Annotated in this window: 29 protein-coding genes, 1 pseudogene and 2 riboswitches; of the genes and pseudogenes, 15 read left to right on the plus strand and 15 right to left on the minus strand. The window is 37.2% G+C overall.

Annotated features, from left to right (window positions below; translation table 11 throughout):
• Positions 1-80: 80 nt before the first annotated feature.
• From E0709_RS02465 to E0709_RS02470, 3 genes are read right to left on the minus strand one after another with little or no spacing between them, the layout of a single operon-like run.
• The gene (locus E0709_RS02465; RefSeq protein WP_207905212.1) at positions 81-1,154 is read right to left on the minus strand and encodes an RNA-guided endonuclease InsQ/TnpB family protein; all 1,074 of its coding nucleotides are present in this window, start codon (positions 1,152-1,154) and stop codon (positions 81-83) included.
• Entirely contained in the window at positions 1,130-1,396 is a 267-nt protein-coding gene (locus E0709_RS12395) for a helix-turn-helix domain-containing protein (protein ID WP_207905213.1), read from the minus strand. The genes E0709_RS02465 and E0709_RS12395 overlap by 25 nt, the downstream gene beginning before the upstream one ends.
• Positions 1,383-2,021: an IS607 family transposase gene (locus E0709_RS02470; protein ID WP_132300182.1), complete on the minus strand. Its 639-nt coding sequence runs from the start codon at positions 2,019-2,021 to the stop codon at positions 1,383-1,385. The genes E0709_RS12395 and E0709_RS02470 overlap by 14 nt, the downstream gene beginning before the upstream one ends.
• Before the next feature lie 366 nt (positions 2,022-2,387).
• On the opposite strand from E0709_RS02470, the gene rpsP reads away from it, so the two are divergent.
• From rpsP to E0709_RS02505, 7 genes are all read left to right on the plus strand, one after another.
• On the plus strand, positions 2,388-2,636 hold the full coding sequence (gene rpsP, locus E0709_RS02475; RefSeq protein ID WP_132300184.1) for a 30S ribosomal protein S16: 249 nt from the start codon (positions 2,388-2,390) through the stop codon (positions 2,634-2,636).
• A gap of 28 nt (positions 2,637-2,664) precedes the next feature.
• Positions 2,665-3,192: a ribosome maturation factor RimM gene (rimM, locus tag E0709_RS02480; RefSeq protein ID WP_132300186.1), complete on the plus strand. Its 528-nt coding sequence runs from the start codon at positions 2,665-2,667 to the stop codon at positions 3,190-3,192.
• Positions 3,193-3,241: 49 nt separating this feature from the next.
• On the plus strand, positions 3,242-4,018 hold the full coding sequence (gene trmD / locus E0709_RS02485; RefSeq protein ID WP_132300188.1) for a tRNA (guanosine(37)-N1)-methyltransferase TrmD: 777 nt from the start codon (positions 3,242-3,244) through the stop codon (positions 4,016-4,018).
• Between the two features lie 44 nt (positions 4,019-4,062).
• On the plus strand, positions 4,063-4,413 hold the full coding sequence (gene rplS / locus E0709_RS02490; RefSeq protein ID WP_132300190.1) for a 50S ribosomal protein L19: 351 nt from the start codon (positions 4,063-4,065) through the stop codon (positions 4,411-4,413).
• Between the two features lie 221 nt (positions 4,414-4,634).
• On the plus strand, positions 4,635-5,879 hold the full coding sequence (locus tag E0709_RS02495; RefSeq protein ID WP_132300192.1) for an HAAAP family serine/threonine permease: 1,245 nt from the start codon (positions 4,635-4,637) through the stop codon (positions 5,877-5,879).
• Positions 5,880-5,972: 93 nt separating this feature from the next.
• Positions 5,973-7,340, plus strand: a complete 1,368-nt coding sequence (locus E0709_RS02500; protein WP_132300194.1) for an L-serine ammonia-lyase — start codon at positions 5,973-5,975, stop codon at positions 7,338-7,340.
• A gap of 93 nt (positions 7,341-7,433) precedes the next feature.
• A complete protein-coding gene (locus tag E0709_RS02505; RefSeq protein ID WP_132300196.1) occupies positions 7,434-8,255 on the plus strand; it encodes an alpha/beta hydrolase in 822 nt (273 codons plus the stop codon).
• Positions 8,256-8,297: 42 nt separating this feature from the next.
• Here the strand turns inward: E0709_RS02505 and E0709_RS02510 are convergent, their stop codons facing one another.
• From E0709_RS02510 to E0709_RS02525, 4 genes are all read right to left on the minus strand, one after another.
• On the minus strand, positions 8,298-8,570 hold the full coding sequence (locus E0709_RS02510) for a heavy-metal-associated domain-containing protein (RefSeq protein WP_132300198.1): 273 nt from the start codon (positions 8,568-8,570) through the stop codon (positions 8,298-8,300).
• Complete coding sequence (locus E0709_RS02515) at positions 8,567-8,929, minus strand: mercuric transporter MerT family protein (RefSeq protein WP_132300200.1); 363 nt, start codon at positions 8,927-8,929, stop codon at positions 8,567-8,569. The genes E0709_RS02510 and E0709_RS02515 overlap by 4 nt, the downstream gene beginning before the upstream one ends.
• Positions 8,904-10,007, minus strand: coding sequence for a transglutaminase-like domain-containing protein (locus E0709_RS02520; protein ID WP_132300202.1), 1,104 nt, complete (start codon positions 10,005-10,007; stop codon positions 8,904-8,906). Before E0709_RS02520 ends, E0709_RS02515 begins: the two co-directional genes overlap by 26 nt.
• Before the next feature lie 165 nt (positions 10,008-10,172).
• Entirely contained in the window at positions 10,173-11,987 is a 1,815-nt protein-coding gene (locus tag E0709_RS02525) for an AMP-dependent synthetase/ligase (RefSeq protein ID WP_132300204.1), read from the minus strand.
• Between the two features lie 135 nt (positions 11,988-12,122).
• Between E0709_RS02525 and ung the strand changes: the two genes are divergently transcribed.
• The 4 genes from ung to pfkA all read left to right on the plus strand — a co-directional run bounded on the left by ung (position 12,123) and on the right by pfkA (position 15,365).
• Positions 12,123-12,791: a uracil-DNA glycosylase gene (ung, locus tag E0709_RS02530; protein ID WP_132300206.1), complete on the plus strand. Its 669-nt coding sequence runs from the start codon at positions 12,123-12,125 to the stop codon at positions 12,789-12,791.
• Between the two features lie 8 nt (positions 12,792-12,799).
• A complete protein-coding gene (gene yaaA, locus E0709_RS02535) occupies positions 12,800-13,576 on the plus strand; it encodes a peroxide stress protein YaaA (protein ID WP_132300208.1) in 777 nt (258 codons plus the stop codon).
• Positions 13,577-13,580: 4 nt separating this feature from the next.
• On the plus strand, positions 13,581-14,270 hold the full coding sequence (locus E0709_RS02540; protein ID WP_228777405.1) for a 6-phosphofructokinase: 690 nt from the start codon (positions 13,581-13,583) through the stop codon (positions 14,268-14,270).
• Between the two features lie 129 nt (positions 14,271-14,399).
• Positions 14,400-15,365, plus strand: coding sequence for a 6-phosphofructokinase (pfkA, locus tag E0709_RS02545; RefSeq protein WP_132300210.1), 966 nt, complete (start codon positions 14,400-14,402; stop codon positions 15,363-15,365).
• A gap of 138 nt (positions 15,366-15,503) precedes the next feature.
• Positions 15,504-15,548, plus strand: a riboswitch (PreQ1 riboswitch).
• 22 nt (positions 15,549-15,570) lie between these two features.
• Here the strand turns inward: pfkA and E0709_RS02550 are convergent.
• The 5 genes from E0709_RS02550 to E0709_RS02570 all read right to left on the minus strand — a co-directional run bounded on the left by E0709_RS02550 (position 15,571) and on the right by E0709_RS02570 (position 18,516).
• Positions 15,571-15,867, minus strand: coding sequence for a HigA family addiction module antitoxin (locus E0709_RS02550; protein ID WP_132300212.1), 297 nt, complete (start codon positions 15,865-15,867; stop codon positions 15,571-15,573).
• A gap of 10 nt (positions 15,868-15,877) precedes the next feature.
• On the minus strand, positions 15,878-16,153 hold the full coding sequence (locus E0709_RS02555; RefSeq protein ID WP_132300214.1) for a type II toxin-antitoxin system RelE/ParE family toxin: 276 nt from the start codon (positions 16,151-16,153) through the stop codon (positions 15,878-15,880).
• Between the two features lie 117 nt (positions 16,154-16,270).
• The gene (locus tag E0709_RS02560; RefSeq protein ID WP_132300216.1) at positions 16,271-17,587 is read right to left on the minus strand and encodes an RNA-guided endonuclease InsQ/TnpB family protein; all 1,317 of its coding nucleotides are present in this window, start codon (positions 17,585-17,587) and stop codon (positions 16,271-16,273) included.
• On the minus strand, positions 17,574-18,212 hold the full coding sequence (locus E0709_RS02565) for an IS607 family transposase (RefSeq protein WP_132300218.1): 639 nt from the start codon (positions 18,210-18,212) through the stop codon (positions 17,574-17,576). Before E0709_RS02565 ends, E0709_RS02560 begins: the two co-directional genes overlap by 14 nt.
• Before the next feature lie 82 nt (positions 18,213-18,294).
• Positions 18,295-18,516, minus strand: coding sequence for an SEL1-like repeat protein (locus E0709_RS02570; RefSeq protein ID WP_132300220.1), 222 nt, complete (start codon positions 18,514-18,516; stop codon positions 18,295-18,297).
• Between the two features lie 150 nt (positions 18,517-18,666).
• Positions 18,667-18,711, plus strand: a riboswitch (PreQ1 riboswitch).
• A gap of 3 nt (positions 18,712-18,714) precedes the next feature.
• Here E0709_RS02570 and queC point away from each other — a divergent pair.
• The 4 genes from queC (at position 18,715) to E0709_RS02590 (ending at position 22,123) form a co-directional block, all read left to right on the plus strand.
• Positions 18,715-19,446 carry a 7-cyano-7-deazaguanine synthase QueC gene (gene queC / locus E0709_RS02575; RefSeq protein WP_132300222.1) on the plus strand — a complete coding sequence of 244 codons (732 nt, stop codon included), beginning with the start codon at positions 18,715-18,717 and terminating at the stop codon, positions 19,444-19,446.
• A 2-nt stretch (positions 19,447-19,448) separates the two neighbouring features.
• The gene (queD, locus tag E0709_RS02580; RefSeq protein ID WP_132300224.1) at positions 19,449-19,871 is read left to right on the plus strand and encodes a 6-carboxytetrahydropterin synthase QueD; all 423 of its coding nucleotides are present in this window, start codon (positions 19,449-19,451) and stop codon (positions 19,869-19,871) included.
• On the plus strand, positions 19,868-20,506 hold the full coding sequence (locus E0709_RS02585) for a 7-carboxy-7-deazaguanine synthase QueE (protein WP_132300226.1): 639 nt from the start codon (positions 19,868-19,870) through the stop codon (positions 20,504-20,506). Before queD ends, E0709_RS02585 begins: the two co-directional genes overlap by 4 nt.
• A 204-nt stretch (positions 20,507-20,710) precedes the next feature.
• The gene (locus E0709_RS02590) at positions 20,711-22,123 is read left to right on the plus strand and encodes an SLC13 family permease (RefSeq protein WP_132300228.1); all 1,413 of its coding nucleotides are present in this window, start codon (positions 20,711-20,713) and stop codon (positions 22,121-22,123) included.
• A 117-nt stretch (positions 22,124-22,240) separates the two neighbouring features.
• Here the strand turns inward: E0709_RS02590 and E0709_RS02595 are convergent, their stop codons facing one another.
• The 3 genes and pseudogenes from E0709_RS02595 to E0709_RS12480 all read right to left on the minus strand — a co-directional run.
• The gene (locus tag E0709_RS02595) at positions 22,241-23,236 is read right to left on the minus strand and encodes a transferrin-binding protein-like solute binding protein (RefSeq protein ID WP_132300230.1); all 996 of its coding nucleotides are present in this window, start codon (positions 23,234-23,236) and stop codon (positions 22,241-22,243) included.
• A 348-nt stretch (positions 23,237-23,584) separates the two neighbouring features.
• Positions 23,585-24,640 carry an RNA-guided endonuclease InsQ/TnpB family protein gene (locus tag E0709_RS02600; protein WP_243640843.1) on the minus strand — a complete coding sequence of 352 codons (1,056 nt, stop codon included), beginning with the start codon at positions 24,638-24,640 and terminating at the stop codon, positions 23,585-23,587.
• Positions 24,629-24,937 (minus strand): annotated as a pseudogene (locus tag E0709_RS12480) (MerR family DNA-binding transcriptional regulator); the annotation flags it as partial. The gene E0709_RS02600 and the pseudogene E0709_RS12480, both read right to left, overlap by 12 nt.
• Between the last annotated feature and the right edge of the window lie 39 nt (positions 24,938-24,976).

Below are 24,976 nucleotides of genomic sequence, written 5' to 3' on the forward strand. Positions count from 1 at the left end.
ATAAAGTGGCAAGCCACAACGTGATACTGAGATTTACCGTTCTTACAAACCTACAAAATCCTATAAATAACTATAAAAAGCTATAAATTGGATCTTTGTTGTATTCCTACTTCAACCTTGCTGGTTACAATCTGATTTATTGCTAAATCGGATTGTATTGCCGTCAAGTCCATAGGCGTAAATTCGGGCAGAACTTGCCCTATTTGTTTTTCCATTAAGCGTAATAAATTTATTGAAGCATTATAATCACGATTTATTTTCGCACCGCAATGTTCACAACAATAAATTCGCTCACTTAATTTCAATTCTTTTTTAATTGAACCGCATTGACTACACGTTTTTGAACTTGGATAAAATCTATCTGCAAAAATAATCTGTTTCCCATTATATTTTGGTTTGTATTCAAGCTGTCTTCTAAACTCGTAGAAACTTACATCAGCAATAGACTTCGCTAATTGATGATTTTTCATCATTCCTTTTACATTTAAATCTTCTAAACAGATATAATCAGCCTGTTTGATGATTGACGAACTCAGTTTATGGGAAAAATCATTGCGAACATTTGCTATTCGCCGATGTAATTTAGCTAGTTTTAAACTTGCTTTTAGATAATTCGCCGACTTTTTCGTTTTATCACCTTTGGTTTTTGGGTGTTGTTTTTTACTTAATTGTCTGCTTTTGGTTTTAAGTTTACGTGCAAGTTTAGCTAATGGCTTAGGTGATTTTATTTCTAAGCCATTAGATAAACTTACAAAAGATTTCAATCCCACATCAATCCCTAAGCCTAATTTTGTTTTAGGCTGTGGCTGATAATTTTCTTCAGCAATGGATACACTAAATGATGCATAATATTTATCGCCATTTTGGCTAATGGTTACGCTATTGATTTTTCCAGAAAATCTTAATCTTTCGCTTAATTTCACATAACCAAGATTAGGCACTTTTAGATATTGAGCGTTACATTCAGTGATGATTTTCTTGTATTTTTTAGAATTTTTGTTGGTGTCAGATAACACAACCTGATCGCCACCAATGTAGTAGCTACCAGCATTATCACGTTTTTTCTTAAACTGTGGATAGCTTACTTTACCTTGTTTTAAGTCTCGGAAAAATTTTTGAAAAGCTAAATTCAAATTAAGGAAAGGTTGTTGCATGGCATATTTACTGACTTCATATACAAAAGGAAATTGAGTTTTTTTGATCGCATTAAATCTTTCTTTAAATCTAAATGTGTTTTTTTAATGCCTTGTTTGTAATATTCTTGCCATTTGGCTAATCCCCAATTATAGGCAAGACGAGAACAACCAAACGCTTTTCTAAAATGCGTTTTAGCTTTCTTATTCGGATAAATTTCAATCTTATGAGAAAGACTGATAATGTTATTATTCTCCGACATTTTCAATTATTACCTTTTGCATATCATCTAACAATTTTTTATTTTTCTTGCTACGACTACCGTATAATCTTGCCGAAAATACGGTAATAATTTGAAGAACATCTTTTGCAAGTTCTTCTTCAAATTTAATATTTTCATCACCTTTATTGATAATGATTACTTCCACATCTTTTACTTCACAGATTGAAAACACTAATTCTGCACCAAAACGTAAAAGTCTATCTTTATGCCTTAGAACTAAGCGTTTAACTTTTCCGTCTAAAATAAGATTTAATAATTTTGTTAGACCTTTCTTATAGTAATTCATTCCACTACCAAGATCTTGAATAACTTCGTAATTAAAGCCTTGTTTAGAACAATAAAGTTCTAAAATTTGTACTTGACGAACTAAATCTTCTTTTTGATCGTGGCTACTCACTCGAGCATAAGCAATGGTTTTCAAATCATCACGATTAAAAACAATATTATGGTTAATCGCTTTGAGCGTTTCAAGTTTATAGCGGCGATCACCGCCTTTTGTGAGCTCATCGGGCTTAAGCAAGCCTTTTTTATCCCAGTTTCGTAACGTTTGTATGGTTACGCCAAGCACTTTGCTCGCTTGACCAATGGAAAGAAGTTTGTTTATTTTGGAAATTATAGCATAGAATCAATGGAACTGATTGTACTAAATTATTTAGATATTTATAGAATTTTATAGATTTTATCTTTCAGTTTCTAACCCTACACTGACGTACAGGGTTAAGCAAGTAACAATACTTCGCATCTTAACAATATAGATTAGCCACAGCGTGGCGTTACCATGCTTAGCCCTGTACGTCAGTGCAGGGTTGATTGGGCTAATTCCACGTTGTTACTATTGTTTTCCCCTTGCTTTTTTAATAAAAAAATGTATAATTCTCAGGCTTTTTGTCTATATATACAGAGAAAAAAGTAAGTATTCCTGCTCCTTCGGGTGGGTTTTCTTTTATGATTAAATAATTAGAGGAAGGTTATGGTAACCATTCGTTTATCTCGTGGCGGAGCTAAAAAACGCCCATTTTATCAAATCGTTGTGGCTGACAGCCGTTCACCACGTGACGGTCGTTTTATTGAGCGTGTCGGCTTTTTCAACCCGTTAGCAACGGGTAATGCTGAACGTTTACGTTTAGATTTAGATCGTGTTAATGCGTGGTTAGAAAAAGGTGCAAGCCTATCTGATCGTGTTTCTTCTTTAGTGAAAGAAGTACAAAAAGCAGCATAATTAAACGATTTGAGTATAGGTGATGAATATGGAACAGCAACGTATTGAAGTGGTCGGTAAATTAGGTTCGACCTACGGTATTCGTGGTTGGCTTCGTATTTATTCATCCACTGAATCTGCTGAAAACATTTTTGCTTATCAACCTTGGTTTTTGAAAATCAAAGGACAATGGCAAGCCACAGCATTAGAAAGCTGGAAACATCATAATCACGAGCTGATTGTTAAATTAAAAAATGTCAATGATCGTGAGACGGCACAAACCTTAACTAATGTAGAAATTGGCGTAGATTTGTCGGTTTTTCCTGCATTGCAAGACGGCGATTATTATTGGCACGATTTAATCGGTTGCCAAGTGGTCAATTTACAAGGTTATACCATGGGAACAGTGTCCGAAATGATGGAAACAGGTTCTAATGATGTATTAGTGGTCAAAGCCACTCACAAAGATGCGTTCGGCAAACAAGAACGGTTGATTCCGTTTTTGTATGAACAAGTAGTTAAAAGAGTCGATCTCACCACAAAGACGATTGAAGTGGATTGGGACGCTGGTTTCTAATCTCAGGTACGCTGTGGCGCTTTTAAAGTAGTAACATTCGGAGACAATTATGTTTATAGGGATCGTCACCCTGTTTCCTGAAATGTTTAAAGCAATAACAGAATTTGGGGTAACAGGTAGAGCAGTTAAACAGCATTTACTGAATGTGCAATGTGTCAATCCGCGAGATTTTACCTTGGATAAACACAAAACTGTGGATGACCGCCCTTATGGGGGTGGACCGGGTATGTTGATGATGGTGCAGCCTTTACGGGATGCGATTCATCAAGCGAAAAATCTAGCAAATGCACATAACACAGGCAGTAAACAGGTTGGTGATAAAAAAACTAAAGTCATTTACCTTTCACCGCAAGGTCGTAAACTCGATCAAGTCGGCGTAAAAGAACTGGCACAAAATGAGCAACTCATTTTAGTCTGTGGACGTTACGAGGGTATTGATGAACGATTGATCCAAACGGAAATTGATGAAGAATGGTCAGTCGGAGATTATGTGCTAACAGGAGGGGAATTACCTGCCATGACATTGATTGATGCGGTGGCAAGATTTATTCCCGGAGTATTAGGCAAACAAGCCTCCGCACAGGAAGATTCCTTTGCCACGGGATTATTGGATTGTCCGCATTATACTCGTCCTGAAGTGTTAGATGATTTAACCGTACCAAGCGTGTTACTTTCAGGCAATCACGAACAAATTCGCAAATGGCGATTACAACAATCTCTTGCGCGAACGTGGTTACGCCGCCCTGAGCTACTGGAAAAACTAGCTCTGACTGACGAACAAAAGAAACTGCTGAAACAGATTAAATCTGAACAAGAGACAATCTGAAACAGCTTAATCAGTTAATTCTAGTATGAAAAAAGGTTTAAAAAATGAGCAACATCATTAAACAACTTGAACAAGAACAATTAAAACAAAACATTCCTAGCTTCCGTCCGGGTGACACTTTAGAAGTGAAAGTATGGGTGGTTGAAGGTTCTAAGAAACGTTTGCAAGCATTCGAAGGCGTGGTTATTGCAATTCGTAACCGTGGCTTGCATAGTGCATTTACGTTACGTAAAGTATCAAACGGTACTGGCGTTGAACGTGTTTTCCAAACTCACTCACCAGCGATTGACAGCATTGCTGTAAAACGTAAAGGTGCGGTACGTAAAGCGAAACTTTACTACTTACGTGAGCGTTCAGGTAAATCTGCACGTATTAAAGAACGTTTGGGTGCATAATTTTAAGATTGCTATACTTACAAAAGGCTTGGGTTTTCCAAGCCTTTTTGCTTTTCTTTCCCAACTTTGTATTTATTCTGTTAAAATTTAGCCAAATAGCATATAAATCTTTTAACTAGATCACATTTTCGATATTTATTTCTGACATTGCTTGATTTTTGGAATATTATACGCGCGGATTAATTTTTTAGTAACTATTATAAATGCGTTAAGGAGTTTATATGTCCTCAAATCAACATTCCATGAAATGGACTAAATTTAACATTGCTTGGATGATTAATTTATTTGGTACCGCGGTGGGAGCGGGGGTATTATTTTTGCCAATTAATGCGGGACGAGCGGGTTTTTGGCCATTAGTAATTATGGCGGTTCTGGTCGGACCAATGACGTATTTTGCACACCGTGGTTTATCTCGTTTTGTTTTATCATCTGCTAAACCGGGTAGCGATATTACCGAAGTCGTAGAAGAGCATTTTGGTAAAACGGCAGGGAAATTAATTACGTTATTATATTTCTTTGCTATTTTCCCAATTTTATTAATCTATGGTAATGGGATTACTAATACGGTGGATTCTTTTATTGTGAACCAATTAGGGATGGCTTCACCTAACCGAGTATTACTTTCTTTTGTGTTAATTGCGGCGTTAATTTCAGTCATGTTGACGAATGAACGCGTGATGTTAAAGCTCACTGAATGGTTAGTTTATCCGTTGGTTTTGATTCTTTTTGCTTTATCTATTTATTTGATTCCTGAATGGAATGGCGCTATGTTACAGGAAATGCCGACTACCAGTGGTTTTATTACTACGCTTTGGATTACCATTCCGGTATTGGTTTTCTCATTTAACCATTCACCCGCGATTTCGGCTTTTTCTCAATCACAGCAACGTGAATATCAAGATCCGATTTTGGCTGAAAAATATGCCAGTAAAACCTTAAAAGGCTCAGCTACTATGTTGTTAGTTTTTGTGATGTTCTTTGTATTTAGTTGTGTACTCACGCTTACCCCAGCAGAATTAGCCTTGGCGAAAGAGCAAAATATTAGTATTTTATCTTTCTTAGCCAATAAATTTGATAATCCGTATATTTCTTATTTTGGTCCGTTAGTGGCATTCTTTGCGATCACCAGTTCATTCTTTGGTCACTATTTAGGCGCGCGTGAGGGGTTAGAGGGGCTTTATATTAAAATGACGGATAATAAACAAATTAATCGTAAAAAACTTAACTATGGTACTGCCGTATTTTTCCTGTTTACCCTTTGGGGTGTGGCGGTGATGAATCCAAGTATTTTAGGCTTAATTGAATCTTTAGGCGGTCCGATTATTGCCATGATTCTGTTTATTATGCCGATGTATGCGATTAGAAAAGTACCGTCAATGCAACGCTATCAAGGACAATTAAGTAATGTCTTTGTCACCGTAATGGGGTTAATTGCGATTTCTGCGGTTGTCTATGGACTATTTTAGTTTAGCATTTAAGCTAAAATGCCGCTCTTTTGTATAATCACATTCCCTTTTTCATGATGGTTGAAGAAGGGAATTCTCAATGAGAAACATAAAATGATTAGCGTATTTGATATGTTTAAAGTGGGTATCGGTCCGTCTAGCTCACACACCGTTGGACCGATGAAAGCAGGGAAACAATTTGTGGATGATTTGATTTCCCAACTATTATTTGAGCAAGTGAACAAAATTCACGTAGATGTTTATGGTTCGTTATCTATGACTGGACGTGGACATAATACGGATACGGCGATTATTATGGGCTTAGCCGGTTATTTGCCAGAGGATGTGGATATTGAGTTAATTCCTAGATTTATTGCTGAATTAAAAAAAACCGCGGTATTACCCATTGCACAAGGTAAAAAAACAGTCACATTTAATTTTGATGAAAACATGATGTTTCATCAAACATTTTTATCTTTGCACGAAAATGGCATGAAAATCACCGCACTTAATGTGAAGAATGACGTGATTTATCAAAAAACTTATTATTCTATTGGGGGCGGATTTATTGTTGATGAAGAACATTTTGGTCAACAAGAAAAACAGAAAGTTGATATTCCGTTTCCTTATCAAAATTCAGTAGATATTTTAAAGCACTGTAAAGAGAATGGGTTAGCTTTCTCCACCGTCGCGATGGAAAATGAAATCGCATTAAACGGGAAAGACGCGACTGAACAGCACCTACTTCGCGTTTGGAATACCATGCAAGCCTGTATTGAGCGAGGGTTACATACGGAAGGTATTTTACCCGGACCATTAAAAGTGCCTAGACGTGCAGCCTCCTTACACCGTATGTTGCAAGCTAATACTAATTTGTCAAATGATCCCATGCGGGTGATTGACTGGGTGAATATGTATGCATTAGCGGTGAATGAAGAAAATGCAGCAGGTGGTCGGGTAGTCACTGCTCCAACCAATGGCGCTTGTGGGATTATTCCCGCGGTATTGTCTTATTATGAAAAATTTATTTCACCGATTAGTCAAGAAATTATTGAACGTTATTTATTAGCTTGTAGTATGATTGGTTCCTTATATAAAATGAATGCATCAATTTCCGGTGCAGAAGTCGGTTGTCAAGGGGAAGTCGGTGTGGCTTGTTCTATGGCAGCTGCGGGGTTAACCGAAATTTTTGGGGGCAGCCCTGAGCAGGTATGTATTGCCGCTGAAATTGCCATGGAGCATAATCTTGGATTAACCTGTGATCCAGTAGGAGGACAGGTACAAGTCCCTTGTATTGAACGTAATGCGATTGCATCAGTGAAAGCGATTAATGCTAGTCGCATGGCATTACGCCGTACCACAAACCCAAGAGTGACCTTAGATAAAGTGATTGAAACCATGTATGAAACCGGTAAGGATATGAATTCAAAATACCGAGAAACATCACAGGGTGGCTTGGCAATTAAAGTCGTTTGTGATTAAATGATTGTGCAGCTTCTATCAAGAGAAGATATTCATCTTCTCTTTTTTGTTTTAAAATAACCGCACTTTTATATTAAGATGTAAGGAAAAGAAATGGTTTCGGAACGCTTTTATTTAAAAATGGAAGAACATTTTTTATATGTTCCCTATTACGATCATCATCGCCGTGTACGCGTATTACTGCCGAAAGGTTATCATAAAGATCAATGGCAACATTATCCGGTGGTGTATATGCACGACGGACAAAATGTGTTTTATAGCAAAGAATCTTATTCGGGTTATTCGTGGAAGATTATTCCGACCATAAAAAAACATAAAGAATTTCCCCGCTTGATTATTGTAGGTATAGATAATGCGGGCACTGACCGCTTAGATGAATATTCGCCTTGGCAAGCCAGTGTCGGGCATACCGAGCAAGCCCGTAATACCGGCGGAAAAGGCGGTGAATATGGCGATTGGGTGGTAAATACCGTTAAACCTTTTATTGATCACCATTATCGCACTAAACCAGAACGCGAGCATACATTATTGGCGGGCAGTTCAATGGGAGGCATTATCACCGCTTATATGGGGTCCGCCTATCCCCATATTTTCGGGCATTTAGGTGTGTTCTCTTTAGCTTCTTGGTTTTGTGAAGGCGATTTTCTCCAGTTTACCCATCAACATCCTATTGATCGAGCGAGCCGTGTTTTTATTCAGGTTGGCACCAATGAAGGGGATGATGTGGATGCGCAATATATTTATAACATGAGCCAAGCCTATATTGATTGCACGTTACGCTATTATCAATCTTTAATCAGAACGGGACATCCAGTTGATAATATCTGCTTGCGTATCATGGCAAATGAAATTCATCATGAAAAATATTGGGCGGATCATTTTGTGGAATTTTTACAGTTTTCATTGGCGAGATAACAGAAAACCTAGTACTTGGGTACTAGGTTAAACAACAAATTATTATGGCACCACCACAGCGTGATAATGTAATTTATCAATAGCGTTAATGAATTGTTCATTGCTGACTTTTTCGTCTGCTACGATTCTTACTCGTCGGTCATTAAAATTGCCCTTAGTCGAAATAACACCGTCAATAGCTCGCAATTCCTTATTCACTAAATACACACAAAGTTGGCAATTCATTTCTTCAATATGCAGTGTTATTTGCTTTTCTGCTCCGAAACTGACCGCAGAAAATAAGCTGATTATGCTAAAGATCAATCCTTTTTTCATGCTAAACGCTCCAAAATAAACGGCAATAAAGTCGGATAACTTAACAAAAAAATAATCAACACAAATAGAATCCAGTAGCACCATAACAAGGTTTTACGAGATAAATATTTCGTGCAAATGATATTTTTGGAAAAGACTAATAACCAAAAACCGTAGCCGAATGCAGCAAGCGATAACATTAACATGGGAATGCGTAAGTAATCTAGCTGGTTTAGCTCAATTAGCCAACTAGATGAAACCCCGAATAGCAAATAAATCAGCGGAGCAATACAGCACAAACTCGATGTAACAGCAGCCACCACTGCCGTTACACAAGCGGTAAAAAAGGATGGGTTATAGTTCTTTTGAGATAAATTCATAACCGAATTCTTTTGCATCATAAGAATTTAATGGATCTCCACCGATTTCCGCATAAGGGTAGCCGAAGTTATTGATTGGGGCGAGTTCTGGCATTGGGTAAAGGTTGAAATCACGAGCGTGATTAAAGCCTACCCAGTTGGCTTCCCAGTTACCGAATAAGTATTTCGCCACGGCTTGAGTATCTTTATCGTCCACGGCTTTTTGCTCAGTTAAACGATATTTTGCCACGTCAGCAGAATCCACAGGTACCCAACCAAAGCCAGCTAAATAAAATTCCGCACGGCAATGTTGTCCACCGTTCTCATTCGCTACTTTGTCTTTCGCACCGCCAAAGGCTGATTTGGAATATTCGCCCATTTTTACCGCTTGTCCTAAACGAATTCCAAACACTTCACGGGCAGGAATATTCGCTGCTCGAGCCAATGCGACAAATACTGAATTAATATCGGTACATTTGCCTTTCAACACACCAGTAGTGAGAATTTTTTCCACATCACCATCGCCACAGCCTAACACGGAATTATCCCGCTCCATATTATGGACGATCCACAGATGAATAAGTTCAGCTTTTTTCAATGGATTGGTTTCGCTACCCACAATTCTATCGGCAAATTGTTTGACAATACCATCGGTTTTGATATGTTGAGTAGGTTTTAAATACTGTTGCACATCAACAGAATATTCAATTTTTTCAGGTGTTTGATAATCTTTTAACAATCCTTGCTGCATAGGCTCACGATCTTGAGTTTGCACCACTAATTTTATATTCAGATGACGTTTTTCCACTTTTTCATCCCAATTTGCATACAGCGTTTTGGCACCATATTGATTATTTTCACTAATATAGGCGTGTTTGAAATTACCATCAAATTCAATAGATTGCACTTTTTGATAGTCATTATTGAACGGTAACGGAACCCATAAATTCGTTTCTCCTGTTGAACCCTGTGGCACAACGAGATCGTAATTTTGGGTAAATTCATAGGAATGTGTAGTGGTGTTAGGATTCGGCACGCTTTGTGCTTGAGCAGAGATCGCACTGCTGAAAAGTGCGGTGATTAAAAATAATTTTTTCATAGATTTCCTTAAAATAAATAAACAGAACCTGCCATATTTAAGTTCAGAGCTGCAAGCAGAATGAACTAGGCATAAGAATACCTGAAATTTGCTCAGAACAAAATATATTTGAATAAAATAAGTCTCCGTTGCTGGGAAAAATGAAACGTCCACAAGCCCTAATCTTTACACGTTATCTTTTTTCCCGCCCTTTCCCTTATACATCAACTCAATTTGCTCACGATAACGTTGCAAAATAATTTTACGGCGGAGTTTTAGGGTCGGGGTGATTTCTTCCATTTTGGTGGTAAAAGCCTGTGGTAATAAGGTAAATTTTTTAATTTGTTCAAAGTGAGCCAGTTCTTTTTGCAACTCATGGATCCGTTTTTCAAACATTTGAATAATATCCGAATGTTTGACTAATTCTAAACGATCTTGATATTTGATATTAAGCTGTTTGGCATATTCTTCCAGACTCTCAAAACAAGGTACAATTAAGGCTGAAACGTACTTTTTAGCATCGGCAATAATCGCGATCTGTTCAACAAATTTGTCTTTGCCTATTTTCCCTTCGATCATTTGTGGGGCGATGTATTTCCCGTTGGAGGTTTTCATTAATTCTTTGATGCGGTCGGTGATATATAAATTGCCGTCAGTATCGAATTCACCGGCATCCCCCGTTTTTAAGAAACCATCTTCAGTAAAGGCTTGGGCGGTTTCTGCGGGCTTTTTGTAGTAACCACGCATCACCATTCCACCACGTACCAGAATTTCGTTATCTTCCCCGATTTTAACTTCTGCATCAGGCATTAATGTACCAATAGAGTTTGGCTTAAATTTAACATCGTCCCAGCAAGAAATGGTTGCAGTGGTTTCGGTCATGCCGTAGCCGAGTTTTACATTTAAGCCGATACTGTGGAAAAATAGCCCAATACTCGGTTCTAATTTGGCTCCGCCACAAGGCATCATTCGGATTCGTCCACCGAGTAATTGACGGAGTTTTCTGAACACGATTTTATCTGCCAAAGCATATTGTTTTTGCAATAAAAAAGACGGTTTTTTGTCTGAAGTTTTGATATGAAAATAGCGTTCACCTACAGTTAACGCCCAGTTAAATAACGCTCGACGATAAAACGGGGCTTGTTGTACGTTATCCCAAACTGCGGTGTAAATTTTTTCATAAAAACGTGGTACTGCACACATTAGGGTTGGGCGGACTTCGGTTAAAGCTTGACGTATTTGATTGGTGTCTTCTAAATAGGTATTGACGGCTCCGCAATGTAAAATATAGGCTACCCAAGCCCGTTCAAAAATATGCGAGAAAGGGAGAAATGATAAAGACACATCTTGTTGGGTTACATCAAGTAATTTGTCATGAGCTTGTAATTGATGGGCTAAATTAGCATAATCCAGCATCACACCTTTCGGTTCACCGGTGGTACCTGATGTATAAATGAGGGTAAATAGATCATCAAGAGATTTATCAGCAAGGCGCTGATCTAATTCTGTTTGTTGATTGTCCGAACCCAGTTGCACAAAATCAGACCAGTGATAGGCTTTTGCACAATAATGCAACGCAATATTGGGTTTCATGGCTACAATTTTTTCTAATTGCGGACATTGATCCAACACTTCCAGAATTTGATCATATTGTTCCTGCCCTCCCACGAACAGGATTTTCATATCCGCATTGTTTATAATAAAGGCAGCTTGATTAGCCGTGTTGGTGGCATAAATCGGAACGGTTACCGCTCGAATTTGTAATGTGGCAATATCAGCGATTGTCCAGTTCGGCATATTATGGGCGAAGATACCGATTTTATCCTGCACTTGAATCTGACAAGCTAATAAGGCACGGCTGACTTCATCAATACGCTGTTGAAAATCATCCCAACACATATCGATCCACTGATCTTGTTGTTTATAACGAAGTGCGGTCTGTTTTGATAGTGTTTTTGCTTGTTGACGAATGCGTTGAATAAAATGGAAATCCATGTTCATGGTTAAAATCCTATTGATTATTTTGTTTAGCGTACAAGTGTTCGCTAATATAGCATTAATTTGAATAAAATCTAGTGCAAAAGTAAGAAAATGACTATACTTAACATTAATTTGTATGGTTATAGGACGAAAATAATGAAAACGTGGAAAGATGTCATTGGCGTAGAAAAACAACAACCTTATTTTCAGCAGATTTTAACTCAAGTTCATCAGGCAAGAGCGACAGGGCGAATTGTATATCCACCACAACGCGAAATCTTTAATGCGTTTAAATTAACTGAATTTGAGCAAGTGAAAGTGGTCATCTTAGGACAAGATCCTTATCATGGACCAAATCAAGCACATGGTTTAGCTTTTTCAGTAAAACCGTCCGTTGCTCCGCCACCGTCGTTGGTGAATATGTATAAAGAATTGAGCCTGGAATATCCAGATTTCCAAATCCCAAATCATGGTTCATTGCTAGCTTGGGCGGCTCAAGGTGTGTTATTATTAAACACAGTGTTAACAGTCGAACAGGGACAAGCACATTCCCATGCTAATTTTGGTTGGGAAACCTTTACTGACCATGTGATTGCCAAATTGAATGAACAACGTGAGCATTTAGTTTTTTTATTATGGGGTAGCCATGCACAGAAAAAAGGGCAATTTATTGATCGGCAAAAACACTGTGTGTTAACAGCACCTCATCCGTCACCGTTATCTGCTCATCGTGGATTTTTCGGTTGTGGTCATTTTAGCAAAACGAATGATTACTTACGCCAACATCAGATTGATGAAATAGATTGGCGTTTAGACAATATTTAAGGAAAAATATGTTAGCAATAATTTCTCCAGCGAAAACATTAGATTATGAAAGTGCGGTAGAAAATCTTGATTTTTCTCAACCGCAGTTAACGGAATATAGTGAAAAATTAATTAACATTTGTCGTCAGCTTAGTCCCGCACAAATTGGCTCATTAATGTCGATTAGTGATAAATTAGCAGGATTAAATGCAGCACGTTTCGCAGAATGGCAAACCGAACATAATGAACAAAATGCTCGAGCAGCCATTTATGCCTTTAAAGGTGATGTTTATACGGGATTACAGGTTGAAACCTTAAATAAACAGGATATTCAATTTGCTCAACAACATTTACGAATGTTATCAGGGCTTTATGGTTTATTACGTCCGTTAGATTTAATGCAACCCTATCGTTTAGAAATGGGAACAAAATTACATAATCCACAAGGTAAGGATTTGTATCAATTTTGGGGAAATGTAATCACCAACGTATTACAGCAAGCCATTGAGCAGCAAGGCGATAATGTGCTGATTAATTTGGCATCGGATGAATATTTTAAATCGGTGAAAACGGATGTATTAAAGGCGGAAATTATTAAGCCAGTATTCTTAGATTTAAAAAATGGTAAATATAAAGTGATTAGCTTTTATGCGAAAAAAGCACGGGGCTTAATGTGCCGCTATATGATTCAACATCGTTTAACTCAAGCGGAGCAATTAAAACACTTTGATTTAGGTGGATATTGGTTTGATGAAACGGCTTCACAGAGTAATGAATGGGTTTTTAAACGAGATTTAAGTGAGTAAAATAATGAAAAAATTACTTACAATCCTTGAAAGGATTGTTCGGGGCTTTGCCCCCGCCACAAGTGGCGTTCAAAATTCCTATCGGAATTTTGTCACCGCACTTTTGGCAATCTTATTGCTGTCAGGTTGTGTTACACAGCCATTATCAACTGAACCAGAACAACAGGTTCAATTAAATGTACCAAAACAAATTCAGCATAATAATAAAAACTATGTGTTAAAATCAACCCAAGATTTGGGAACGATGGTGCATTATGTTTATTTTACCAACAAAGAAAGTGGTAAAGACTGGAAAAGCTCGGTGGAATTATTACATGATCGTAATGTGCAAAATATGTCTTTGCAAGAGCGCATTCAATTAAGAGAAAAAGTGTATGACAATAATGACGTGAAGTATTTTAATTTGACAACGGAAAAAGATACTTTATACGCTTTTGTGATTTATGAGCCGAATGTAAGTCAACATGATTGGCAACTAGAAGTGGCTCGGGCATCTGATGTACAAGGCTGTGGCTTTGTGCAATATCAATATTCCTTAAAAATTCCACAATCACGCAAATTAGCGAATATGGGGGAAATAAAATTAATAGGTTATTTGAAGAAGTATGCGATTGATAAAGAAATAGCGCGTTTACATCAGTTAAAATGGGATTGGCGTTGCGAATTGCCAAAAGCACAATCCGTACCAAACTAAACAGAAATTTAACTAGATCAAATTTTATGTGCAAATTGCGAAATTTTACTAGAGCCAAGTAGGGGAATAGTGTAATCTTAGCTCGCAAAAATTTATCGGGTTTTTAATATTTAATAAAAGGTAACAGAAATGATTAAAAAAATTGCAATCTTAACCAGTGGTGGTGATGCACCGGGGATGAATGCCGCTATTCGTGCGGTGGTGCGTTCAGCGTTAGATAAAGGTTTAGATGTTTACGGTATTTATGAAGGATATCGTGGCTTACACCAAAATAAAATCAAACAGTTAACTCGTTATAGCGTATCAGATATTATTAATAAAGGCGGTACTTTTTTAGGTTCCGCACGTTTCCCAGAATTCAAAGATCCAGCCGTGCGTACAGAATGTGCCGAGGTTTTACGTTCACATGGTATTGATGCTTTAGTGGTTATCGGTGGAGATGGTTCATATACTGGTGCAAAATTATTAACTGAAGAACATGGCTTTCCTTGTATTGGTTTACCGGGAACCATTGATAATGATATTCCGGGTACAGATTATACCATTGGCTATCAAACCGCATTAGAAACGGCGGTGGTGTGTATTGACCGTTTACGTGATACATCAAGTTCACATCATCGTATTTCTATCGTGGAAATTATGGGGCGTCATTGTAGTGACTTAACCTTATCGGCGGCGATTGCAGGCGGTTGTGAATATGCCATTGCAGCGGAAATTGGCTTTAACAAAGAAGAATTAATTCAAGAAATTGAAAGCAGTTTTGCGAAAGGTAAAAATCACGCCTTGATCGTGATTACGGAATTAGTCACCGATGTGCATCAATTGGCAAAAGATATTGAGGCGCGTGTGGGTAATGAAACGCGTGCCACCGTGTTAGGTCATATTCAACGTGGTGGAACGCCGTCAGCCTTTGATCGTATTTTGGCTTCTCGTATGGGGGTTTATGCGGTAGATTTACTCCTTCAAGGTGAAAAAGGACGTTGCGTGGGGATTCAAAACGAAAAATTAGTGCATCATGATATTATTGATGCGATTGATAATATGCGTCGTCCGTTTAAAGCGGATTTATTAGATGTGGCGAATAAGTTAGTTTAAATTTTCTTTGCATATGCCCGATCTTATTTTTATTTTGACTTTCTTCTCTGCTCGCTAAAAACGCGGAGGGGAAAGTTTAAGATAAATATTGCGTTCTGCATTTGGATAAAAATGTACCGCACTTTTAGATTATGAATAACAACCGTGGTTCGCAACCCTCCCACGCTAAAAAACTAAGGCATAAAATGAATATTATTCCAACCGATTATACTAATGCCGTTGTTCCATCAAAATAAAACGGTCGAACATGTTCTGCTCGTTGCTGTTTTAACTCCCAAAGATCGTATTTTATTTGCAAATTCAGCCATAATCTTGCCGAACTGATCCCAGCTTCTTCCAACCGCAAAGCCAAATTTGTCGTCATCGGTGTTTTTCCGTGCAACACACGAGAAAGGGTTTCACGAGAAAAACCTAAATGCTCCGCTAAATCTTTCACTTTAATTTGATTGGGTTCAACAAAACCGTCTAATAAAATTTGTCCGGGGTGGGCTGGTTTACGCATAGTATGCTCCCTAATGGTAATCTTCATAGTTCAAAATATAGGCATCGCCATTGGTAAACTCGAAAGTAATCCGCCAATTGCCGTTGACCGTCATTGCATAGATTCCCTTTCGCTTACCTTTCAATTCGTGGCATTGATAAAAAGGCATAAATTCTGTCACATTTTCCGCACAATCAATCAAATCTAAAATACCATCTAATTTACGCTGATGATTGGCTTGAATCCCTTTAGTAATGCCTTTTTCAAAATACTGTTTTAATCCTTTGTGTTTAAAACTTTTGATCACAATAATGTTTCCATTGCATGGACAGTGATATTATCGTATCACAAAAGCTAAAAGATTCAAGGTAATTTTAATCCCGTTCTTACAAACCTATAAAATCCTATAAATAACTACAAAAAGCTATAAATGGGATTTTTGTTGTATTCCTACTTCAACCTTGCTGGTTACAATCCGATTTATTGCTAAATTAGATTGCATTGCCGTCAAGTCCATAGGTGTAAATTCGGGCAGAACTTGCCCTATTTGTTTTTCAATTAAGCGTAATAAATTTATTGAAGCATTATAATCACGACCTATTTTCGCTCCGCAATCTTCGCAATAATAAATTCGCTCACTTAACTTTAATTCTTTTTTAATTGAACCACATTGACTACACGTTTTTGAGCTTGGATAAAATCTATCTGCAAAAATAATCTCTTTCCCATTATATTTTGCTTTGTATTCAAGCTGTCTTCTAAATTCGTAGAAACTTACATCAGCAATAGACTTCGCTAATTTATGATTTTTCATCATTCCTTTTACATTTAAATCTTCTAAACAGATATAATCTGCCTGTTTAATGATTGACGAACTCAGTTTATGTAAAAAATCATTGCGAATATTGACTATTCGCCGATGTAATTTGGCTAGTTTTAAACTTGCTTTTAAATAATTCGCCGACTTTTTTGTTTTATCACCTTTGGTTTTTGGGTGTTGTTTTTTACTTAACTGTCTGCTTTTGGTTTTAAGTTTACTTGCAAGTTTAGCTAATGGTTTAGGTGATTTGATTTCTAAGCCATTAGATAAACTTACAAAAGATTTTAATCCCACATCAATCCCTAAGCCTAATTTTGTTTTAGGCTGTGGCTGATAATTTTCTTCAGCAATGGATACACTAAATGATGCATAATATTTATCGCCATTTTGGCTAATGGTTACACTATTGATTTTCCCAGAAAATCTTAATCTTTCGCTTAATTTTACATAACCAAGATTAGGCACTTTTAGATATTGAGCGTTACATTCAGTGATGATTTTCTTGTATTTTTTAGAATTTTTGTTGGTGTCAGATAATACAACCTGATCGCCACCAATGTAGTAGCTCCCAGCATTATCACGTTTTTTCTTAAACTGTGGATAGCTTACTTTACCTTGTTTTAGGTCTCGGAAAAATTTTTGAAAAGCTAAATTCAAATTAAGGAAAGGTTGTTGCGTGGCATATTTACTGACTTCATACACAAAAGGAAATTGAGTTTTTTTGATCGCATTAAATTCTTTCTTTAAATCTAAATGTGTTTTTTTAATGCCTTGTTTGTAATATTCTTGCCATTTGGCTAATCCCCAATTATAGGCAAGACGAGAACAGCCAAACGCTTTTCTAAAATGCGTTTTAGCTTTCTTATTCGGATAAATTTCAATCTTATGAGAAAGACTGACAATGTTATTATTCTCCGACATTTTCAATCATTACCTTTTGCATATCGTCTAACAATTTTTTATTTTTCTTGTTACGACTACCGTATAATCTTGCTGAAAATACGGTAATAATCTCAAGTACATCTTTCGCGAGTTCTTCTTCAAATTTAATATTTTCATCACCTTTATTGATAATAATAACTTCCACATCTTTTGCTTCACAAATCGAAAATACCAATTCTGCACCAAAACGTAAAAGTCTATCTTTATGCGTTAGAACTAAGCGTTTAACTTTTCCGTCTAAAATAAGATTTAATAACTTTGTTAGACCTTTCTTATAGTAATTCATTCCACTACCAAGATCTTGAATAACTTCATAATTAAAGCCTTGTTTAGAACAATAAAGTTCTAAAATTTGTACTTGACGAACTAAATCATCTTTTTGATCGTGGCTACTCACTCGAGCATAAGCGATAGTTTTCAAATCATCACGATTAAAAACTATATTATGGTTAATCGCTTTAAGGGTTTCGAGTTTATAGCGGCGATCACCGCCTTTTGTGAGCTCATCGGGCTTAAGCAAGCCCTTTTTATCCCAGTTTCGTAGCGTTTGTATGGTTACGCCAAGCACTTTGCTCGCTTGACCAATGGAAAGAAGTTTGTTCATTTTGGAAATTATAGCATAGAATCAACGGAACTGATTGTACTAAATTATTTAGATATTTATAGAATTTTATAGATTTTATCTTTCAGTTTCTAACCCCTTGCTCCGCTGCCTGCTGATACCAATATGTTGCTTGTTTATAAGCTTGTTTTACACCATCACCATGGTAATATTTCAAAGCTAAATCAAACAGAGCTTGCTCATCTCCTTGTTCTGCTTTTACCATCAGATCATCAATTTCATTGGCATAAATAGAGATGGAAAATGACAGACCAATCATCGTCACCAAAAGTAGTTTTTTCAGCATGATTAATTCCTTATTTTACAAATAATAATCGTCATTCTATCATTGTTTTTCTTTTTTCAATTCGGTATGTTGCATTATTCACCAGAGAGAAATTCAGGACAAATTCCCAAATCTCTGCTAAAATGCACCGCACTTTTACACAATAAAACATTAACCGTGGTTCGCAACCCTCCCACGCTAAAAAACTAAGGACTTATAATGCAACTTTTCAATCCAAATCACGACCGCAAAGCGGTGGTTATCTTTTCTGGTGGACAAGATTCCACCACTTGCTTAATTCAAGCCATTCAGCAATACGGTAAACAAAATCTCGAAACCATTACTTTCAAATATGGACAACGCCACGCTATTGAGTTAGATAAAGCACAATGGATTTGCCAAGATCTTGGGATCAAGCAAACGCTAATTGATATGGAAAGTACGCAAATTTTCTCTGCCAATGCAATGATGAGTGACAGCCCAATTAAAACGGGCAACAATGGCGTGCCGAATACTTTGGTGGATGGTCGCAATGCGTTATTTCTGCTGTATGCGGCTATTTACGCCAAAGGGCAAGGCATTACCGATATTATCACGGGTGTGTGTGAAACAGATTTTAGCGGTTATCCAGACTGCCGTGATATATTTATTAAATCCATGAATGTGACCTTAAATTTAGCCATGGATTACAATTTCCGCATCATCACACCATTAATGTATTTAACCAAAGCCCAGACTTGGCAGCTTGCCGATGAACTTGATGCATTAGATTATGTCCAACAACATAGCCACACTTGCTATTTAGGTATTGACGGTGGTTGTGGCGAATGCCCGAGTTGTCAATTACGTAACAAAGGGTTAAATGAATATTTAGCCTTAAAAAGTGCGGTGAAAAATGCCAACGAAATTGGGCGTAACAATTCGGTAAATTCCACATCAATAGGGGGATAACAATGTTTAAAGTTTCTAAAGAATTTAGTTTTGATATGGCACATATTTTAGACGGTCACGATGGTAAATGCCAAAATTTGCACGGACATACTTACAAATTACAAGTAGAAGTGAGTGGTGATTTGGTCGCTAACGGAGCCAAAAAAGGCATGGTAATTGACTTTACTGATGTCAAAACCGTGGTAAAAAAAGCTATTTTAGATCCTATGGATCATGCTTTTATTTATGACACCAACAGTCCAAGAGAATGTAAAATTGCTAATCTCCTCAATGAATTAGATTCAAAGACCTTTGGTATTCCGATGCGTACTACGGCGGAACAAATGGCTCGTTTTATATTTAATCAATTAAAAAATGAGTTACCTATTTCTGCTATTCGTCTATGGGAAACGCCGACTTCCTTTTGTGAATATCGGGAATCATAGTCGTGCAGTTAATTAATGAACCCAAATTTCCCATTGTCGAAATTTTCGAAAGCCTACAGGGAGAGGGGGCAAATACAGGCATGCCAAGTATTTTTGTACGGTTCGGCAAATGTAATCTGGCTTGCCCTTGGTGTGATACCAATTACAACCAATTTGAGCAATGGAGTTTGAGCCAAATCTTACAAAAAGTGCGGTCTTTTTCAGTGAAGAATATTATTATCACCGGTGGTGAACCCACTATTCAAGTCGGCATTGCTTTATTATTAGATCGTTTAAAAGCAGACGGCTATTTTTTAGCTATTGAAACCAACGGTTTAAAAGCCATTCCGTCGCAAATTGATTATATTGCCACCAGCCCTAAAGCTATGTATGCCAAAAAATACGAAAATCGTTGTATTCCGTTTGCACATGAAGTCCGTATTGTGGTGGATGAACAAGATGAAAATGTACAAGATTTTTGCCAGTTGATTGAAAGCAAAATTCAAGCCAACGGTTATTATCTTTCTCCTTGTGAAATTAATGGCAAAATGAATCTACTGCAAACCATCACACATTTAGGCTTACTTAACCAACGCCAAAATAAACCCAAATGGCAACTGAGTATTCAAACCCATAAGTTGATTGGAATTGAGTAAATAAAGGTTAAAAATGAATTAGTTATTTAACATTGCATAACATAATCCTCCCTTAAATTTAACAAAATTCACTTTGGATTTACAATTCATGCAAATAAATAAAATGAAATTTCCATTTATTTGAATATGATCACATTATTGCGAATATATTTCTAATATAATTAATATTAAATTCAATTCAATTGCTTCAACTGGAGAATACATATGGCGATTAAGCAGCTTTGTCGATCAATAAGAGCGGCACCTAATAGAAATCTGTTTTTCTTTTGTTTTTCGGTCATTTTTGCATTAGGGTTAACATGGTTATTGTCTAGTGCGAGTTTTACCACAATACAAAATTACGTGTTATTTTTATTGTTCTTTTCTATCGGCCTATGGGTGACAGAGGCTATTCCTCCCTTTTCCGTTAGTATTTTAATTATCGGTTTTCTTGTCTTGATTATGGGGAAAAGCGAAGTCTATGACGCAATGAAATATTTGCAAACTTGGTCAGATAGTGTTATTTGGCTATTTTTAGGCGGTTTTTTCTTAGCGGAAGGGATGAAAAAAACCAAACTTGATTTTATGCTGTTAAAAATGGTTTTACCGAAATTCGGGAATAAACCAAGCAATGTCCTATGGGGACTGATGTTGGTTACGGCAGTCATGTCAATGCTAATGAGTAACACCGCAACAACGGCAATGATGATCGCAACCATCAATCCGCTTTTCTCCAATTTGCAGCAACGAGGTAATTTATCTAGAGCATTATTACTTGGTATTCCAGCTGCCGCTTCGGTGGGTGGTATGGGAACAATTATTGGTTCGGCACCCAACGCTATTGCAGTAGGCGCACTGGAAAAAATGGGACATCCGATCTCATTTTTGGAATGGATGATATTCGGTATGCCGTTGGCATTTTTTTTATTATTTATTTTTTGGCAAGTATTGATTAAAAAATATAAGGTGGCTGAACAAAACAAGCTGGATTTTGATTTTCTCGCCAACACTAAAACAGAAATCAGTGCGCAGGAAAAAATGCATAAAGGAATTGTTTTAATTATTTTATCAATCACATTATTCTGTTGGTTGACCTCCAAATGGATCGGTATCCCTGTGGCAGCGGTGTCAGGTATTCCGATTGTTGGTTTAACGATAACGGGAGTGCTTAATGAAAAAGATATTCGTCAGCTGCCTTGGGACACCTTAATGTTGGTTGCCGGTGGTTTGGCGTTGGGATTAGCGATCGAAGAACAGCAAATTGCCTCTCACTTTGTTGAGCAAATCAGCCATATTCAGCTCAGTTTTGTGATGCTACTGGTTTTATTTGGCTTTATTACCGTGCTTTTATCTAATTTTATGAGTAATACGGCAGCAACAACCATTTTAATTCCTATCGGCGTTTCCCTACTGACAATGGTTGGTCACACTGATATAGATCCGTCAATATTGCCGTTAGTGATTGGTTTAAGTGCTTCCTGTGCATTATTTCTGCCGGTTTCAACACCACCGAATGCCATCGCATTCAGTACAGGCTTGATTCCACAATCGGAATTCCGCTTGGGAGGGATCATTATCGGATTACTCGGACCTGTATTGAGTATTCTATGGGTATTGGCATTAACTACCCTATTCTAGGGGCTAGCCATTTCAATAACTGAACAGTTACGCCAGCAGATACATACGATCAAAACACCCCAGCGAGCAACACAAGCTGGGGTGGGGATTTAAACAACGAGGAGTGATAAGAAGTTATTATTGCTTACCAACAAATACCCCGAAGGAATCAGAACGTTCAAATGTTCCACCGACTTCTTCGGCTGTTGAACCGTAGAAGTTACCTTTTAAGCCATCGCCTGTATCGCCATCGGTCCATTGAGCGGTGAAACCTTCGCTTGATACATCACCTTCAAATGTTTGCGCAACAGTTGTTGGTGCACCATTACCATTACGGATTTGCCCTGAAATGGTTTTAGCATCAAAGTCAACTTCTGCAGTGAAGTTACCCGTAATCGCACCAGATTCTTGGAATAAGTTGTCAGCAATGCTACCTGCAAAGCGTAGGAAGCCACCGTTGTATGTTGCTGTGCCCCCAGTTGGGACGGCAGTCAATTCAGTTGGTGTACCTTGCACAAACAGATACTGATTATCACCTGCTACCACTGCACCCGCGACGACATTGGCAAATTCATAAGATGCATCAGAGATATCGCTTTTACGTTGAGACGTAATCACATTTGCCCCCGTAAAGTTTAAGCTAGAGTTTGTACCATTGCTTTCACCTTTGTCAGTATAGTACACGCTGTGCACAAAGTTTGGATTGCCCGCCGCAATTTTTGTGGTTGCTTCACTTAACTGAATTTCAACACCGTCAACGGTGATTTTGTCAAAATTAGCGGTATCATATGACACAGATGTGTTTGCATTAAAGCTATTTTTAGCAATGCCTTCTGGTACGACATAGGAGGTAGTATCAGGAGTACTGTTATCAGGGGTACCGTTATCAGGGGTACTGTCATCAGGGGTACCGTTATCAGGGGTACTGTCATCAGGGGTACCGTTATCAGGAGTACCGTTATCAGGGTTACTGTTATCAGGGTTACTGTTATCAGGGGTACTGTTATCAGGGGTACTGGTTTCTGGTGGGGTTGGGGTAACATTTGAACCATCCCCACTAGAAGATGAACTACAAGCTGAAAGGGCAAGAGCACAGGCGATTACAATAGCACTGAGTTTAAATGGGTTTTGCATAGAAAAACTCCTTAGGATAATTACAAAATAGATAGCAAAGCACCGCTTCGAGTTTAGCGTGCTAGCTTACTTAGTGACTGAAGTCAGATGACTTCATTGTTAAACGTTGATGCAATAACATAATAACATTGCTCGCAACGTTGCTTACCACATAAAAGAATCTCTTTAAAATAAAAATGATTCCTATTAAAAGGATAAGTGATTTTTTAAAACTTGTAAAGCGCTATTGAATGGAATTTGACAGGATGTTTATCTGATTGGACCGCTCTATTAGCATCATGATAAGGAATAAATCATTAAAATACCGTTCTTACAAACCTACAAAATCCTATAAATAACTATAAAAAGCTATAAATTGGATCTTTGTTGTATTCCTACTTCAACCTTGCTGGTTACAATCCGATTTATTGCTAAATCGGATTGTATTGCCGTCAAGTCCATAGGCGTAAATTCGGGCAGAACTTGCCCTATTTGTTTTTCCATTAAGCGTAATAAATTTATTGAAGCATTATAATCACGATTTATTTTCGCACCGCAATGTTCACAACAATAAATTCGCTCACTTAATTTCAATTCTTTTTTAATTGAACCGCATTGACTACACGTTTTTGAACTTGGATAGAATCTATCTGCAAAAATAATCTGTTTCCCATTATATTTTGCTTTGTATTCAAGTTGTCTTCTAAACTCATAGAAACTCACGTCAGCAATAGATTTCGCTAATTGATGATTTTTCATCATTCCTTTTACATTTAAATCTTCTAAACAGATATAATCTGCCTGTTTAATGATTGATGAACTCAGTTTATGTGAAAAATTATTGCGAATATTTGCTATTCGCCGATGTAATTTGGCTAGTTTTAAACTTGCTTTTAAATAATTCGCCGACTTTTTCGTTTTTTCACCTTTGGTTTTTGGGTGTTGTTTTTTACTTAATTGTCTGCTTTTGGTTTTAAGTTTACGTGCAAGTTTAGCTAATGGCTTAGGTGATTTTATTTCTAAACCATTAGATAAACTTACAAAAGATTTTAATCCCACATCAATCCCTAAGCCTAATTTTGTTTTAGGCTGTGGCTGATAATTTTCTTCAGCAATGGATACACTAAATGATGCATAATATTTATCGCCATTTTGGCTAATGGTTACGCTATTGATTTTTCCAGAAAATCTTAATCTTTCGCTTAATTTAACATAACCAAGATTAGGCACTTTTAGATATTGAGCGTTACATTCAGTAATGATTTTCTTGTATTTTTTAGAATTTTTATTGGTGTCAGATAACACAACCTGATCGCCACCAATGTAGTAGCTCCCAGCATTATCACGTTTTTTCTTAAACTGTGGATAGCTTACTTTACCTTGTTTTAGGTCTCGGAAAAATTTTTGAAAAGCTAAATCTTGAATAACTTCATAATTAAAGCCTTGTTTAGAACAATAAAGTTCTAAAATTTGTACTTGACGAACTAAATCTTCTTTTTGATCGTGGCTACTCACTCGAGCATAAGCAATGGTTTTCAAATCATCACGATTAAAAACAATATTATGGTTAATCGCTTTGAGCGTTTCAAGTTTATAGCGGCGATCACCGCCTTTTGTTAACTCATCAGGCTTAAGCAAGCCTTTTTTATCCCAGTTTCGTAACGTTTGTATGGTTACGCTAAGCACCTTGCTCGCTTGACCAATGGAAAGAAGTTTGTTCATTTTGGAAATTATAGCATAGAATCAACGGAACTGATTGTA

The sequence above is a fragment of the Lonepinella koalarum genome (assembly GCF_004565475.1).
In the GTDB taxonomy this organism is placed as follows: domain Bacteria; phylum Pseudomonadota; class Gammaproteobacteria; order Enterobacterales; family Pasteurellaceae; genus Lonepinella; species Lonepinella koalarum.

Bases quoted from the DNA above. Each gene is read 5' to 3' on its own strand.
- E0709_RS02465 (WP_207905212.1), bottom strand. From the start codon at position 1,154: ATGCAACAACCTTTCCTTAATTTGAATTTAGCTTTTCAAAAATTTTTC.
- E0709_RS12395 (WP_207905213.1), bottom strand. From the start codon at position 1,396: ATGTCGGAGAATAATAACATTATCAGTCTTTCTCATAAGATTGAAATT.
- rpsP (WP_132300184.1), top strand. From the start codon at position 2,388: ATGGTAACCATTCGTTTATCTCGTGGCGGAGCTAAAAAACGCCCATTT.
- rimM (WP_132300186.1), top strand. From the start codon at position 2,665: ATGGAACAGCAACGTATTGAAGTGGTCGGTAAATTAGGTTCGACCTAC.
- trmD (WP_132300188.1), top strand. From the start codon at position 3,242: ATGTTTATAGGGATCGTCACCCTGTTTCCTGAAATGTTTAAAGCAATA.
- rplS (WP_132300190.1), top strand. From the start codon at position 4,063: ATGAGCAACATCATTAAACAACTTGAACAAGAACAATTAAAACAAAAC.
- E0709_RS02495 (WP_132300192.1), top strand. From the start codon at position 4,635: ATGTCCTCAAATCAACATTCCATGAAATGGACTAAATTTAACATTGCT.
- E0709_RS02500 (WP_132300194.1), top strand. From the start codon at position 5,973: ATGATTAGCGTATTTGATATGTTTAAAGTGGGTATCGGTCCGTCTAGC.
- E0709_RS02505 (WP_132300196.1), top strand. From the start codon at position 7,434: ATGGTTTCGGAACGCTTTTATTTAAAAATGGAAGAACATTTTTTATAT.
- E0709_RS02510 (WP_132300198.1), bottom strand. From the start codon at position 8,570: ATGAAAAAAGGATTGATCTTTAGCATAATCAGCTTATTTTCTGCGGTC.
- E0709_RS02515 (WP_132300200.1), bottom strand. From the start codon at position 8,929: ATGAATTTATCTCAAAAGAACTATAACCCATCCTTTTTTACCGCTTGT.
- E0709_RS02520 (WP_132300202.1), bottom strand. From the start codon at position 10,007: ATGAAAAAATTATTTTTAATCACCGCACTTTTCAGCAGTGCGATCTCT.
- E0709_RS02525 (WP_132300204.1), bottom strand. From the start codon at position 11,987: ATGAACATGGATTTCCATTTTATTCAACGCATTCGTCAACAAGCAAAA.
- ung (WP_132300206.1), top strand. From the start codon at position 12,123: ATGAAAACGTGGAAAGATGTCATTGGCGTAGAAAAACAACAACCTTAT.
- yaaA (WP_132300208.1), top strand. From the start codon at position 12,800: ATGTTAGCAATAATTTCTCCAGCGAAAACATTAGATTATGAAAGTGCG.
- E0709_RS02540 (WP_228777405.1), top strand. From the start codon at position 13,581: ATGAAAAAATTACTTACAATCCTTGAAAGGATTGTTCGGGGCTTTGCC.
- pfkA (WP_132300210.1), top strand. From the start codon at position 14,400: ATGATTAAAAAAATTGCAATCTTAACCAGTGGTGGTGATGCACCGGGG.
- E0709_RS02550 (WP_132300212.1), bottom strand. From the start codon at position 15,867: ATGCGTAAACCAGCCCACCCCGGACAAATTTTATTAGACGGTTTTGTT.
- E0709_RS02560 (WP_132300216.1), bottom strand. From the start codon at position 17,587: ATGTCGGAGAATAATAACATTGTCAGTCTTTCTCATAAGATTGAAATT.
- E0709_RS02565 (WP_132300218.1), bottom strand. From the start codon at position 18,212: ATGAACAAACTTCTTTCCATTGGTCAAGCGAGCAAAGTGCTTGGCGTA.
- E0709_RS02570 (WP_132300220.1), bottom strand. From the start codon at position 18,516: ATGCTGAAAAAACTACTTTTGGTGACGATGATTGGTCTGTCATTTTCC.
- queC (WP_132300222.1), top strand. From the start codon at position 18,715: ATGCAACTTTTCAATCCAAATCACGACCGCAAAGCGGTGGTTATCTTT.
- queD (WP_132300224.1), top strand. From the start codon at position 19,449: ATGTTTAAAGTTTCTAAAGAATTTAGTTTTGATATGGCACATATTTTA.
- E0709_RS02590 (WP_132300228.1), top strand. From the start codon at position 20,711: ATGGCGATTAAGCAGCTTTGTCGATCAATAAGAGCGGCACCTAATAGA.
- E0709_RS02595 (WP_132300230.1), bottom strand. From the start codon at position 23,236: ATGCAAAACCCATTTAAACTCAGTGCTATTGTAATCGCCTGTGCTCTT.